Origin of the sequence: Nocardiopsis kunsanensis DSM 44524, assembly GCF_000340965.1 — a bacterium.
In the GTDB taxonomy this organism is placed as follows: domain Bacteria; phylum Actinomycetota; class Actinomycetes; order Streptosporangiales; family Streptosporangiaceae; genus Nocardiopsis; species Nocardiopsis kunsanensis.
This window is the reverse complement of sequence record NZ_ANAY01000021.1, coordinates 1-13,688: the sequence shown is the minus strand read 5'-3', so window position 1 is coordinate 13,688 and position 13,688 is coordinate 1. Positions and strand designations below refer to the sequence as shown.

Annotated in this window: 11 protein-coding genes and 3 tRNA genes; 11 read left to right on the top strand and 3 right to left on the bottom strand. The window is 69.4% G+C overall.

Annotated features, from left to right (window positions below):
- Positions 1–163: 163 nt before the first annotated feature.
- On the top strand, positions 164–1,282 hold the full coding sequence (locus D456_RS0114760; protein WP_017576955.1) for a branched-chain amino acid aminotransferase: 1,119 nt from the start codon (positions 164–166) through the stop codon (positions 1,280–1,282).
- A gap of 311 nt (positions 1,283–1,593) precedes the next feature.
- Positions 1,594–3,204, top strand: a complete 1,611-nt coding sequence (gene cimA / locus D456_RS0114755; protein ID WP_017576954.1) for a citramalate synthase — start codon at positions 1,594–1,596, stop codon at positions 3,202–3,204.
- Between the two features lie 392 nt (positions 3,205–3,596).
- Here cimA and D456_RS0114750 read toward each other — a convergent pair whose 3' ends face one another.
- Complete coding sequence (locus tag D456_RS0114750; RefSeq protein WP_083904599.1) at positions 3,597–4,400, bottom strand: DUF3152 domain-containing protein; 804 nt, start codon at positions 4,398–4,400, stop codon at positions 3,597–3,599.
- Between the two features lie 168 nt (positions 4,401–4,568).
- On the opposite strand from D456_RS0114750, the gene D456_RS0114745 reads away from it, so the two are divergent.
- From D456_RS0114745 to D456_RS0114720, 6 genes are all read left to right on the top strand, one after another.
- Positions 4,569–5,369 carry a fumarylacetoacetate hydrolase family protein gene (locus D456_RS0114745; protein WP_017576952.1) on the top strand — a complete coding sequence of 267 codons (801 nt, stop codon included), beginning with the start codon at positions 4,569–4,571 and terminating at the stop codon, positions 5,367–5,369.
- Positions 5,370–5,536: 167 nt separating this feature from the next.
- Entirely contained in the window at positions 5,537–6,538 is a 1,002-nt protein-coding gene (locus D456_RS0114740) for a GDSL-type esterase/lipase family protein (RefSeq protein WP_017576951.1), read from the top strand.
- Between the two features lie 46 nt (positions 6,539–6,584).
- Positions 6,585–8,045, top strand: a complete 1,461-nt coding sequence (gene gltX / locus D456_RS0114735; protein ID WP_083904598.1) for a glutamate--tRNA ligase — start codon at positions 6,585–6,587, stop codon at positions 8,043–8,045.
- Between the two features lie 131 nt (positions 8,046–8,176).
- Positions 8,177–8,248, top strand: a tRNA-Gln gene (locus D456_RS0114730).
- Positions 8,249–8,311: 63 nt separating this feature from the next.
- Positions 8,312–8,384: transfer RNA gene (locus tag D456_RS0114725), tRNA-Glu, on the top strand.
- Positions 8,385–8,502: 118 nt separating this feature from the next.
- Positions 8,503–8,578 (top strand) — tRNA-Glu (locus tag D456_RS0114720).
- Positions 8,579–9,020: 442 nt separating this feature from the next.
- Here the strand turns inward: D456_RS0114720 and D456_RS0114715 are convergent.
- Positions 9,021–9,707, bottom strand: a complete 687-nt coding sequence (locus D456_RS0114715; RefSeq protein WP_017576949.1) for an IclR family transcriptional regulator — start codon at positions 9,705–9,707, stop codon at positions 9,021–9,023.
- Between the two features lie 156 nt (positions 9,708–9,863).
- On the opposite strand from D456_RS0114715, the gene leuC reads away from it, so the two are divergent.
- From leuC to D456_RS0114700, 3 genes are all read left to right on the top strand, one after another.
- Positions 9,864–11,267, top strand: coding sequence for a 3-isopropylmalate dehydratase large subunit (leuC, locus tag D456_RS0114710; RefSeq protein ID WP_017576948.1), 1,404 nt, complete (start codon positions 9,864–9,866; stop codon positions 11,265–11,267).
- Positions 11,268–11,350: 83 nt separating this feature from the next.
- Complete coding sequence (gene leuD / locus D456_RS0114705) at positions 11,351–11,938, top strand: 3-isopropylmalate dehydratase small subunit (protein WP_017576947.1); 588 nt, start codon at positions 11,351–11,353, stop codon at positions 11,936–11,938.
- Positions 11,939–12,435: 497 nt separating this feature from the next.
- Positions 12,436–12,717, top strand: a complete 282-nt coding sequence (locus D456_RS0114700; RefSeq protein WP_017576946.1) for an HU family DNA-binding protein — start codon at positions 12,436–12,438, stop codon at positions 12,715–12,717.
- Positions 12,718–12,760: 43 nt separating this feature from the next.
- Here the strand turns inward: D456_RS0114700 and cofC are convergent, their stop codons facing one another.
- Positions 12,761–13,456 (bottom strand): 2-phospho-L-lactate guanylyltransferase, encoded by a 696-nt coding sequence (gene cofC, locus D456_RS0114695; protein ID WP_017576945.1) that lies wholly within the window; start codon positions 13,454–13,456, stop codon positions 12,761–12,763.
- Positions 13,457–13,688: the final 232 nt, after the last annotated feature.

Here is a 13,688-nt window from a genome sequence, read left to right as displayed (position 1 = left end):
TCGACAGGCGCGCCCGGGAACCGAGCGCGCCTGTCGGTGCTTCGTATGTCCCTGAACCGGGCGTCGCGCGAAACATCGACCCTGGCACCGGGTGAGCTCATCCGACAGACTGGATCTCAGGCCGGCAGCGCTGCCGGCCCGATGTACCCGAGAGGATCTACGCATGAACAACGACGCCACCACAAGCGGGTTGACGTTCGACATCCAGCTCTCCGCCGACCGGAAGACCCCGGAAGAGCGGGCACAGCTGCTGGAGAATCCCGGGTTCGGCCAGGTATTCACCGACCACATGGTCACCATCCGCTACACCGAGGGCCAGGGCTGGCACGACGCGAAACTCGAGCCCTACGGGCCCCTCGCCCTCGACCCGGCCACCGCCGCCCTCCACTACGCCCAGGAGATCTTCGAAGGTCTCAAGGCCTACCGCCACCCCGACGGCAGCCTCTCCTCCTTCCGCCCCGAGGCCAACGCCGCCCGTTTCAACCGCAGCGCCGAGCGCATGGCCATGCCCGCGCTGCCCGAGGACCTGTTCACCAGGTCCATCGAGGTGCTGCTGGAACACGACGGTGACTGGGTCCCCGACAAGGAGTACTTCAGCCTCTACCTGCGCCCGTTCATGATCGCGACGGACGTCGGCCTCGGCGTCAACCATCCCTCCCGCAGCTACCTGTTCATGCTGATCGCCTCGCCGGTCGGCTCCTACTTCTCGGGCGGCGTCCAGCCCGTCACCGTGTGGCTGTCCAAGGACTTCACCCGCGCCGCCCCCGGCGGGACCGGTGCGGCCAAGTTCGCCGGCAACTACGCCGCGAGCTTCCTCGCCCAGTCGCAGGCGGTCGAGAAGGGCTGTGACCAGGTCGTCTGGCTCGACGCCCACGAGCACCGCTGGGTCGAGGAGATGGGCGGCATGAACCTGTGGTTCGTGTTCGGCTCGGGCGAGAACGCGAAACTGCGCACCCCGCCGCTCACCGGAACGCTCCTGCCCGGCATCACCCGCGACTCCCTCCTCACCCTCGCCCCCGACCTGGGACTGCCCGTCGAGGAGGAGCCGCTGTCCATCGACGAGTGGCGCCGCGCCGCCGAGTCCGGCGAGATGACCGAGGTCTTCGCGTGCGGGACCGCCGCGGTCGTCACACCGGTCGGTTTCGTCAAGAGCGACGAGGGCGGGTTCGCCATCGGCGACGGCGAACCCGGCCCGGTCACCATGCGCCTGCGCGAGGAACTGGTCGGCCTGCAGACCGGCAAGCGGCCCGACGAGCACGGCTGGATCACCCGCTTCCAGTGAGCGGCAGCGGGTGAGGCGGGGCGCCGCGCAGCCGCCCCCGCACCGGCACACAGCGCCACCCGGCGTCCGGGGCCACCGGACCCGGGTGGTTCGCGTTTCAGCAGGTGAGACATCTGCCTCTGATGGGCCGGCAGCCCGAGAGCATGTGGCACACTGAAAACATGCCGTCTCAGGTTCTCATTATCGTGAGGCGCGCCGGCTGACGATTCGGACCCCGCCGGCGCGCTGACCTCTCGTGTCCACGAGGGGTCTTTTTTGTTGGCGAGGGTGGTCGGCCACACCACAGAATCCACCTTCGGGAGTAACCACCCATGAGGGACGACAGTTTCCACGTCTTCGACACCACGCTGCGCGACGGCGCCCAGCGCGAGGGCATCAACCTCCGTGTCTCGGACAAGCTGGCCATCGCGAAGCTGCTCGACGACTTCGGGGTCGCCTTCATCGAGGGAGGGTGGCCGGGGGCCAACCCCAAGGACACCGAGTTCTTCCAGCGTGCCCGACAAGAGCTGACGCTGAAGCACGCCCGGCTCACCGCGTTCGGCGCGACCCGCCGCGCCGGTGTCCGGGCGGCCGACGACCCCCAGGTGGCCGCCCTGCGTGACAGCGGCGCCCCGGTCGTCACCCTCGTCGCCAAGAGCGACAGCCGGCACGTCGAGCGCGCCCTGCGCACGACCCCGGACGAGAACCTCGCCATGATCGCCGACACCGTCGAGTACCTGCGCGAACACCGGCAGCGGGTCTTCGTCGACTGCGAGCACTTCTTCGACGGCTACCACCACGACCCCGAACACGCACTCGACGTCGTCCGCGCCGCCGCCGGTGCCGGAGCCGACGTCGTCGTTCTGTGCGACACCAACGGCGGCATGCTCCCCACCGACATCACCCGCGTCGTGGCCGAGGTCGCAGAAGCCACCGGCGCACGACTGGGCATCCACGCCCAGGACGACACCGGCTGCGCGGTCGCCAACACCCTCGCCGCCGTCGACGCCGGCGCCACCCACGTGCAGTGCACCGCCAACGGGTACGGCGAGCGCGTGGGCAACGCCAACCTCTTCTCCGTGGTCGGAGCCCTCGCCCTCAAACAGGAACGCGATGTGCTGCCCGAAGGCTGCCTGGAGGAGATGACCCGCGTCGCCCACGCCATCGCCGACCTGGTCAACCTGGCACCCGACACCCACCAGCCCTACGTGGGGGTCTCCGCCTTCGCGCACAAGGCCGGGCTGCACGCCTCCGCGATCAAGGTCGACCCGGACCTGTACCAGCACACCGAACCCGAGCTGGTCGGCAACCGTATGCGCATGCTCGTCTCCGACATGGCCGGGCGCGCCTCCGTCGAACTCAAGGCCCAGGAGCTGGGGCTGGACCTGTCCGATGACCGGGCGGCCTCAGGACGAGTCGTCGAGCGGGTCAAGGAACTGGAGCTGTCCGGGTACAGCTTCGAGGCCGCCGACGCCTCCCTGGAACTGCTCATGCTCGAGGAGATGGGCCGCCCGGTGCGCTACTTCGAGACCGAGTCCTGGCGTGTCATCACCGAACGCCGCCCCTCCTCGGGCGCGGGGCTGCCGGACGGCGCCGACGAGAGCCTGACCGAGGCGACCGTGAAGCTCTCCGTCAAGGGCGAGCGCATCATCGCCACCGCAGAGGGCAACGGCCCCGTCAACGCCCTGGACCGCGCCCTGCGCAACTCGATGGAGAACGTCTTCACCGCGCTGGCCGGCCTGGAACTGACCGACTACAAGGTCCGCATCCTCGAGGGCACTTCGGGCACCAACGCCATCACCCGCATCCTCATCACCTTCAGTGACGGGGTAGGGGAGTGGACGACAGTGGGCGCGGGGCCCAACGTCGTCGACGCCTCCTGGGTGGCGCTGGAGCAGGCCGTCACCTACGGGCTCCTGCGCCAGGGCTATCCCCAGGTCTGACCCTCCGCACGGAACCGGCCCGGCCGCGCGTCGATCCCGTGCGCCGGGCCGGTTCTGTCCGGTGGGCTCTTGCCCTCGGACGGGGACGGGGCTTGCTGTGCCGGGGGAGACAGGGGTTGGGCGGTCTTGCCGTGGCGAGATGGTTCGGGGTGGTCCGGGGCTGAGGGAGCGGGGTTTCTTGTGGTGCCGGGGGCGGGGGTTCGGGCGCTCGTCGGCCCTCCTCGCCCCCGTCGGGGCCTCCGCAGGCTGCCAGGGACGTGGTCACGGCAACGGCACCCAGGGCACCGAACGCTGCACGTCGGGACGGACGGCAGTTGCCCAGGACGGTCCTGTACCGCCCAGGACAGTAGTGGTCGCACACGGCCGCACGGACGGGAGAGCGGAGAGCGGGCTCACCCCTCGAGGTCGACCCACCCGCTGGGCTCGCACCCCTGCAGGCCGAGGGTCTGCTGCTGCATCACCGGGGCGGGGGCGCCCTTCTCCGGGCAGTCCACGTGGCCGTGGCCGAAAGTGTGCCCCACCTCGTGGTTGATGAGGTAGATGCGATAGGTCTCCAGGTCGCCGTCGAAGTGGTCGACACCGGAGACCCAACGGTTCTGGTTGATGATGGCCCGGCTCCCCTGGGCACAGGAGACATAGCCGTTGGTGCTCAGAGGGGCACAGAGCTCGTCGACGGTGTCGGGCGCGGCCAGCAGCACGCGCACGTCGGCGTCGCCGGCGTCGTCGACGCGTTGCAGGGAGCGTTCACCGTCCTCCCGCCAGCTGCGGGGATCGCCGAGGATCGTCTCGACCGCCCCGGCGAAGTCCTCCTCCGAACCGGGCAGACCCTGCTCCACCTCGACGGCGAAGGTCGTCAACGGACCTTCGCCCATGACCTCGCTCTCACCGGGGACCGTCTCGATGTCGCCGTCGGCGGTGTCGACCTCTTCCTCGACGGAACGCAGGAGCGGGTTCTCCTCGTCCTCCTCCGGCGCGGTCGGCGACGAGCTCTGCTCCTCGGTCCCGTGCCGGCGGTCACCGTCGGGGACGCCGTCGCTCGCGGGCGAACCCGACGGGTCGGCCACCGGGGGGCCGTCGGAGTCCTCCGGCACGCTGACCATCAACACGGCCGCGGCCCCGGACACGACACACAGACCGAGCGCGATCCCTGTGGGGTAGCGACGCCGGCGGCGGTGCCTGGGGCGCTTGGTGGGCACGTACCTGGACCTCTCGAAGTAGGAAGACGGACCCAAGCATGCCAGAGTCGCGCTCGAACCACGGCCAGGACGCACCACCAGGGGCCCGAACGGAACCGAATACCCTCGCGTACCGTTCACCGCACCCGGATACCCTGCAACAGCAAGCGATCAATTGGGAGGCAACGGGTGCGCATCGCACGCTTCGCGTCTGGGGACGACGTCGGTTTCGGTCTGGTGGAGGCCGATTCGGACACGGGGGAGGACTACGTCTCCCGTTTGAGCGGTCACCCCTTGCTGGGTGAGGTCAAGCTGGCGGGGGAGCGGGCCAAGCTCACCGACGTCCGACTGCTTTCACCGGTGCTTCCCACCAAAGTGGTCTGCATCGGCAAGAACTACACCGACCACGTCGAAGAGATGAAGAACGTCACCGGGGAGTCCACCGACGAACCGGTCGTCTTCCTCAAACCCTCCACCGCCGTGACGGGGCCGCAGGACCCCGTCTTCCACCCGTCGGTCTCCGAACAGGTCGACTACGAGGGCGAGCTCGCCCTCGTCATCTCCCGTCCGTGCCGCGAGGTGCCCCGGGAGCGGGTCAAGGACGTCATCTTCGGTTACACCGTCGCCAACGACATCACCGCCCGCGACCTGCAGAAGAAGGACAAGCAGTGGACCCGCGCCAAGGGGTTCGACTCCTTCTGCCCGCTGGGCCCGTGGATCACCACCGGGCTGAGCATCGAGGAGGCCCAGGACCTCGCCCTGACCACCACCGTCGACGGTGAGGTCAGGCAGGAGGGGCGTACCTCGCAGCTCATCCACGACATCCCGGAGATCGTCTCCCACGTGTCGTCCTTCATGACCCTGCTGCCCGGCGACGTGGTGCTCACCGGCACCCCCGCCGGCGTCGGCCCGGTCCGTGAGGGACAGGAGGTCTCGGTCTCGATCGAGGGCCTGGGTTCCATCGACAACCGTGTGGTCTCCCGCGACTGACCCAGGAGAACGGGGTGGCCCGCCGCGGCCGCCCCGTGCCTTCGGCCTTCCGCGGTCCCTCCGCACGGGGCCTCCTCCGAACCGGTGCACTCCCCCTAGGGCAACCGAGAAAGGAGACGGGTGCTCTCCCCTATGCCTCGCACGCGAGGTAGGCACCCACCACACGGATGAACAGACCCCAGCGCCGCACCGGCCCGCTCCTGGTCGGCGGAGCCGTCGCGCTTGTGCTACTGATCGTCGGTGCTGTCGGATACTGGGTGACGACCAGCGCCGACAGCGGCGCCCCCCAGAACGAAGCGGAGGAGCGCCCCGTGAGCGAACCCCGGCGGATCATGCTCTCCGGCGACTCCATGACCCAGGGCGCCGACGGCGACCGCACCTGGCGCTACCACCTGTGGAACCATCTGTCCCCGCACGTGGACGGCCTCGAGTTCGTGGGCCCCTACAGCGATCCGGCGTCCCCGGACATGATCCTGCCGGTGCCCACCACCGAGGGGGAGGACCCCGTGGCGCCCTCTCCCGGGTCCACCGGCGCCCCCTCGCCCCCGGACGGCACGGGACCCGGCGAGGAGGCCCCTTCCCCCGGGGAGGGGGACACCGGCGGCTCCGACGGGCCGGGCGGTGCCCCTCCCGGCGAGGCCGAGTACGAGGACCCCGACTTCGACCAGGAGCACAACGCCCTGTGGGGCCGTACCCTGCGCGACGCCTCCGCCTCCATCGGGGAGGAGGTACGCACCTATCAGCCGGACGTGCTGTGCGCCATGCTCGGCGTCAACGACCTGCTGTGGCCGGTCTCCATGGAGGAGATGGAGGAGAACCTGAGGGGGTACGTCGAGGCCGCACGTTCGGGCAACCCGAACCTGCGCGTGGTGCTGGCAGAAGTGGTGCCGATCGCGCTCGCCGACTCCGACGAAGGCTTCGCCCTGCGTGTGTACGCCTACAACGAGCTCGTGCGGGAGGTGGCCCAGGACATGTCCACCCGGACCTCGCCCGTCATCAGCCTCGACGTGGCCAACAAGGAGAAGTGGGAGGCCTCCGCCGACACCTACGACGGCACCCACCCCAACGCCGACGGTGAGCTCAAGATCGCCGCGGCTTTCGCCGACGTCCTCTCCCGCGGTTACGAGATCGGACCGGGGTACCCGCGCCCGCTGCCGATCTCCCCCTGAAGCGGGACACCCCAGGTGACCGGGGAGCACGGATACCCTGGGGCCCGTGACTGAGACTTCGATTCGTACCCGCTTCGCCCCGTCCCCCACAGGCATGTTCCACGTCGGTGGAGCCCGGTCCGCGCTCTTCAACTGGGCCCTCGCCCAGCAGAGCCCCGGCGGCCGGATGGTGTTGCGTGTGGAGGACACCGATGCCGCCCGCAACAAGCCCGAATGGACCGACGGCATCGTGCGTGCCATGTCCTGGTTGGGCATCAGCGCCGAGGACCCGGCCTTCGAGGGCCCCTACTTCCAGTCCGAGTACGCCGGCAAGCACCGTGAGACCGCTCAGGAGCTCCACACCAAGGGGCGCGCCTACTACTGCGACTGCACCCGTGAGCAGGTCCAGGAACGGCGCGACAACCCGAACCTGGGCTACGACGGTTTCTGCCGCGACCGCGGTCTGGAGCCGGGCCCCGGCCGGGCTCTGCGTTTCCGTGTGCCGGACGAGGGTCCCACCGTCGTCGACGACCGCATCCGCGGCCGGGTGGAGTTCGATCACGCCTCCATCGAGGACTTCGTGATCGCACGCGCCGACGGCAGTCCCCTGTTCGTGCTCGCCAACGTCGTCGACGACGTCGAGATGCGCATCACGCACGTCATCCGCGGTGAGGAGCACCTGTCCAACACCCCCAAGCAGCAGCTGCTGTGGGAGGCGTTGGGGCTGCAGCCGCCGGTGTGGGCGCACCTGCCCGTCATCGTCAACGAACAGCGCAAGAAGCTGTCCAAGCGCCGTGACAAGGTCGCCCTGGAGTCCTACCAGGAGGAGGGTTTCCTCCCGGAGGCGATGGTCAACTACCTCATGCTGCTGGGCTGGGCCCCCGGTGACGACCGCGAGATCATGCCGTGGTCGGAGATGGTGCCGCTCTTCGACATCGCCGACGTCAACAGCTCCAGCGCCTTCTTCGACGAGAAGAAGCTGCGTGCGTTCAACGGCGACTACATCCGTTCCCTGGAGACCGCCGACTTCATCGAGCGTTGCGAGCCGTGGGTGACGATGACCGGTGAGGAGGCCCCCTGGCCCCCGGAGAACTTCGACCGCGACGTCTTCGCGCAGGTGGCCCCGCTCGCGCAGAGCCGTGTGGCCGTGCTCTCGGAGATCGTGCCCAACGTCGACTTCCTCTTCCTCGACGAGCCCGAGACGGAGGAGAAGAGCTGGAAGAAGGCGATGAAGCCCGGTATCGGTACGCCGATGCTCGAGGCCGCCCTGGAGCGTTTCTCCGACGAGTCGCTGTCCTGGGAGACCGACACCCTCAAGGCAGCCACGGAGGAGGCCGGCGCGGAGCTGGGCCTCAAGCTCGGCAAGGCGCAGGCGCCCGTGCGGGTGGCTGTGACGGGGCGGACCGTGGGGCTGCCGCTGTTCGAGTCCCTGGAGCTCCTGGGCCGTGAGCGCACGGTCGCCCGTGTGGCTTCGGCCCTGGCGAAAGCACGTGCGGAGGAGGCCGAGGCAGACCTCTCCGAGGGCTGATCGGCGCGGGGTGGCCGGGGCCACAGCCGGCCTCCCCGGATTCAGTTCGCGAGCACTCCGAAAGTCCGCTAGAGTTGGGGACGTCGCCGAGGGGGACAGGGAAGCGGAAGCGGACCGGCCCCCGAAAGCACTGGGGTATGGTGTAATCGGCAGCACGAGTGATTCTGGTTCACTTAGTCTAGGTTCGAGTCCTGGTACCCCAGCAAGTTCCACCGCCCGGGCCGAGCTCGAGTGATGCGAACGCGGAGCCCACGGCTCCGGATGAAGCCCCCGTCGTCTAGTGGCCCAGGACGCCGCCCTCTCAAGGCGGTAACGGCGGTTCGAATCCGCTCGGGGGTACAGAGAGCAAGGGTGGCTCCCAAAGCGTGGGAGTTTTCTTGTCTCGATCGACGCACAGCGTCGATGTCCGGTTCGACCGGGTATGATGACTCACCGGTCGTCACACGGCGAACTCAGGGCCCCCGTCGTCTAGTGGCCCAGGACGCCGCCCTCTCAAGGCGGTAACGGCGGTTCGAATCCGCTCGGGGGTACCAAACGCAGGCTCCGTCCATCGGGCGGGGCTTTTTTTGTGTCCGTGCTCGGCCCTGCCTCCCCCGACAGCGCCCCAGCACCCCGGCGTGCCGGGCCGATCCGGCCGTCTCCTCCGTCCGGCCCCGGACGTCCTCTCCACACAGGCGCCGGGAACACCGCCCCTTCTGTGCGAACGGCGGCCGGAAACGTTGATCGGGCGCTCGCCGGGCACGCTTCGTGTGTTCTGTCCGAGAGAAAGAAGGGCGGTACGCAATGTGCGGGACAAAACGAAAAGAAGGAATGTTCCTTCGCGTTCTGATTTACCCGGTGCGCTCCGGACCTCGAATGCGGTTCCGGGACCACGAAGCGTGACTGCTGGTCCCGACACGGACGGTCGGTACGGCACCGGGGGCGGCCTCCACGCGGGGCCGCCCCCGGTGCCGACGGTGAGGGGCCGGGTGACGGTCAGTACGTGCCCTCGTAGTTGTGCAGCGACTCGCTGATCTTCTCCGCGGCCGACATCACGGCCTGTGAATGCATACGGCCGGGGGAGCGGGTCAGGCGCTCGATGGGGCCCGAGACCGACACAGCGGCGATCACACGGCCGCCGGGGCCGGACACGGGCGCCGATACCGAGGCCACGCCCTGCTCGCGTTCTGCGACGCTCTGGGCCCACCGGCGTCGGCGCACCTGGGCCAGGCTCGCGGCGGTGAAGCGGGCGCCGACGAGGGAGCGGCGGATCCGGTCGGAGTCCTCCCATGCCAGCAGCACCTGGGCGGCCGACCCGGCGTTCATGGGGAGTTCGCTGCCCACGGGCACGGTGTCGCGCAGGCCGCTGCTGCGTTCGGAGGCGGACACGCACACGCGCAGATCGCCCTGGCGGCGGTAGAGCTGGGCGCTCTCCCCGGTCAGGTCCCGCAACTGGACCAGTACGGGGGCGGCGACCGCGAGCAGGCGGTCCTCGCCGGTGGCGATCGAGAGCTCGCCCAGGCGCGGACCCAGGACAAATCGCCCCTGACTGTCGCGCGTGACCATGCGGTGGCGCTCCAGTGCCACGGCCAGACGGTGGGCGGTCGGGCGGGCCAGACCCGTGATCTGCACCAACTGGGCCAGGGAGGCGGGCCCCGATTCCAGGGCGTCGAGGACCGACATCGTCTTGTCCAGGACACCGACGCCGCTGGATGAGCTAGAGTTGTCCATGGCTTGATATTGCCGTCTCGAAATATGAAACGCAAGTCAGGCCTCCAGTACTCGAGGTGGCCCCGACAGGAGCAGCCGCGAAACCGAACGCGAGAGAGGCGATCGACCATGGCACGCACGATGGCCGAGAAGGTCTGGCAGGAGCACGTCGTCCGACGCGCCGACGGCGAGCCCGACCTGCTCTACATCGACCTCCACCTCGTGCACGAGGTGACCAGCCCGCAGGCTTTCGAAGGGCTGCGTCTGGCCGGCCGCTCCGTGCGCCGTCCCGACCTCACCATCGCCACCGAGGACCACAACGTCCCCACGCAGAACCTCCTCGCGCCCATCGCCGACCCGGTCTCGCGCAAGCAGGTCGAGACGTTGCGCAAGAACTGCTCGGACTTCGGCGTGCGTCTGCACCCCATGGGCGACATCGACCAGGGCGTCGTGCACGTGGTCGGCCCCCAGCTCGGCCTCACCCAGCCCGGCACGACCGTGGTCTGCGGCGACAGCCACACCAGCACCCACGGGGCCTTCGGTGCCCTGGCCTTCGGCATCGGCACCAGCCAGGTCGAGCACGTGCTGGCCACCCAGACCCTGCCCATGGAGCCCTTCAGGACCATGGCCGTGACCGTGGACGGGCAGCTCGACCCGGGGGTGAGCTCCAAGGACATCATCCTCGCCGTCATCGCCCGCATCGGTACCGGCGGCGGACAGGGTTACGTCATCGAGTACCGCGGCGAGGCCATCGAATCGCTGTCGATGGAAGCCCGGATGACCGTGTGCAACATGTCCATCGAGGCCGGTGCCCGCGCGGGCATGATCGCGCCCGACCGGACCACCTTCGACTACATCCGGGGCCGCTCGCACGCCCCGCAGGGCGCTGACTTCGACGACGCCGTCGAGTACTGGAAGAGCCTGGCCACCGACGAGGGCGCCGAGTTCGACGCCGAGGTCGTCCTGCACGCGGACGAGATCAGCCCCTTCGTCACCTGGGGCACCAACCCCGGCCAGGGCGTGCCGTTGGACGGCTCCGTGCCCGACCCGGCCTCCTTCGAGGACAGCTCCGCGCGCGCCGCCGCCGAGAAGGCCCTGGACTACATGGACCTGAGGGCCGGAACCCCCATGCGCGAGGTGGCCGTGGACACCGTCTTCCTCGGTTCCTGCACCAACGGCCGCATCGAGGACCTGCGTGCGGCTGCGGAGGTCATGCGCGGGCGCAAGGTCGCTGACGGCGTGCGGATGCTCGTCGTGCCCGGTTCGATGCGGGTCAAGGAGGAGGCCAACCAGGAGGGCCTGGGGGCCGTCTTCGAGGAGGCCGGTGCCGAGTGGCGCGAGGCCGGCTGTTCCATGTGTCTGGGCATGAACCCCGACCAGCTCGCTCCCGGTGAGCGGAGTGCTTCGACCTCCAACCGCAACTTCGAGGGACGTCAGGGCCGCGGCGGGCGCACTCACCTGGTCTCGCCCCTGGTCGCCGCCGCCACCGCCGTGCGCGGGACGTTGTCCTCACCCGCCGACCTGGCCCAGTAGGCAGGGCCGGCGAAGCCCTCGAACCGCGGGCCGAGGCGCGGTGCACCGAGCGCAGGCCCCAGAACCAACAGGAGACCATCGACATGGACAAGTTCGACGTCCACACCGGTCGGGCGATGCCGCTGCGCGCGAGCAACGTCGACACGGACCAGATCATCCCCGCCGTCTACCTCAAGCGCGTCAGCCGCACCGGGTTCGAGGACGGCCTGTTCGCGGAGTGGCGCAAGGAGGACGACTTCGTCCTCAACCGCCCCGAGTACGCGGGCTCGACCGTCCTGATCGCGGGGCCCGACTTCGGTACGGGATCCTCCCGGGAGCACGCCGTGTGGGCCCTGCAGGACTACGGCTTCCGGGTCGTGCTCTCGTCCCGCTTCGCCGACATCTTCCGCGGGAACTCGCTCAAGGGCGGTCTGCTGACCGTGCTGTTGCCGCAGGAGGTCGTCGAACACCTGTGGCGGACCGTGGAGGAGGACCCGAGCACCGAGATCACCGTCGACCTGGTCGAGCGCGAGGTGCGCGCCCCCGGCGTGCACGAGTCCTTCGAACTGGACGACTACACGCGCTGGCGTCTGCTGGAGGGGCTGGACGACATCGCCCTGACCCTGCGCCACACCGACGAGATCGCCGAGTTCGAGTCCGGGCGCAAGCCCTGGGCGCCGGTCACTCTCTGACCCGTCCGAAGGTCCGCGGGGCATCGCCGGAGCACTGTTCCGGGGTGCCCCGTCGTCGTCCCGGGGGTGGTCACACATGGTGAGGAAAAGCCTGATCCGACTGTTTTCGGACAGTGACCGGAGTGAGGGGAGAAGGGGGCGGCGCCGGGTGCTGGATCACCTCCTGGTGCGGCGATCACGTGCTCTGTGGCCCACGGCACGCCGATCCGCAAAAGATTTTACCTTTACTTGGAGTGAGTAGCCGGTCACTACTCCAAAGTCCCCGTCTTCGCGCTCCCGGGAGCCCGGAATCCGGTTATACGTAGGCATTTGGGGCTCCCAGAAGGGCATAAAAGGGGGCTCTCCGGTGAGGGTACCGGGCGCGTTCCACTGTCAACAGGGAGTGACCGTGCAGGTCGGGAAGGCCTCGACACGCCTTCTCCCGGGGCGTTTGTATTTGTGTAAAGGCCTCTGCTTCCCCTAATTTCGTGCGAGCAAGGGGGAACCGGAGGAACCTTATGAACAAGCGTGACCTGATCGACGCGATCTCCGATCGTCTCGGAGACAAGAAGACCGCGACCGAAGCGGTCAACGCTGTGCTCGAGACCATTCAGACCACCGTGGCCTCCGGCGACAAGGTCGCCATCACCGGCTTCGGTGTTTTCGAGAAGTCCGAGCGCGCTGCACGTACGGCGCGGAACCCCGCCACCGGCGCCACGATCAATGTTCCGGCCAGCTTCGTCCCGAAGTTCCGTGCCGGTGCCGATTTCAAGGCTCTGGTCAACGGGGACAAGAAGTAGTCCCTCCGCCCCACGGCGAAGGACTGCCACCGCCCGGGTCGCCTCACGAGGGCACCCGGGCGGAGTCGTGTCCGGGCCCCTCCAGTTCCGCCAGCAGCCGCCGCGTGCGCGGGCCCAGCCCCAGTTCACGGGCGTCCCACAGGTCCTGAGGGGTGTCGACGTCCCTGCGCACCGATCCCGCTCCGGCAACCCGCAGCTCTCGTGCCCCCGAACGCAGGTGGCGGGCGCGCGAGGCCCCCTCGAAGGCCGGCAGCAGACACGAGCCCGCGGTGGCCGCCAACAGTGTGGTACCCACCCCGGGGGAGTCCGGCAGGAACGAACGCCCGTACCGCTGAGCCGCACGCAGTACCGTCGCCAACTCGGCCGGCCGTAGCGCGGGCAGGTCGGCGGAGAGCGCGCACAGGCCCGTACCCGGCGCCAGGGGCCCTGCGGCCGATTCCCCGTGCTCCAAGGCCGGGTTGAGCCCGGTCCCGGGCTCGCCGGCGACCACGAGCGCGCCCAGGCCTTCCAGGGCCGCACCGGCCCGGGGGTCGTCGGTGACCACGAGCACCCGCTCCACGGTCGGGCACTCCAACACAGCTGCCACCGTGTCGCAGGCGATCGCCAGCGCCAGCTCGGCCCTGCGGGGGCCTGTGGCACGGGCCAGGCGCGACTTCGCACGGGCGAGATGCTTGACTGGGACGATCAGGGACCAGCGTGTCCCGCGCGTCCGTTCGCCTCGTTCTCCACGGCCGGTCACGGTCTCCCCCGGGGGTCGGCGACGACGGTGGACACGAGGGTAGGCGGTCGGGGCCTGCGCGATGCGGGGGCCCCGGGTGTGTCGGCCGGGTCCTTCCCCGCCCGGGTGCCGGAACCGGAGCTGCGGGTGTGCAGTTCGGGGCCGCTCGCGACGGGAGGTCCCCGCCGGACAAGGCCTAGATCGTTGATGGGAAATGTGTGCCCTGGTCAGTGGTCGTAGGCGACCAGTGACC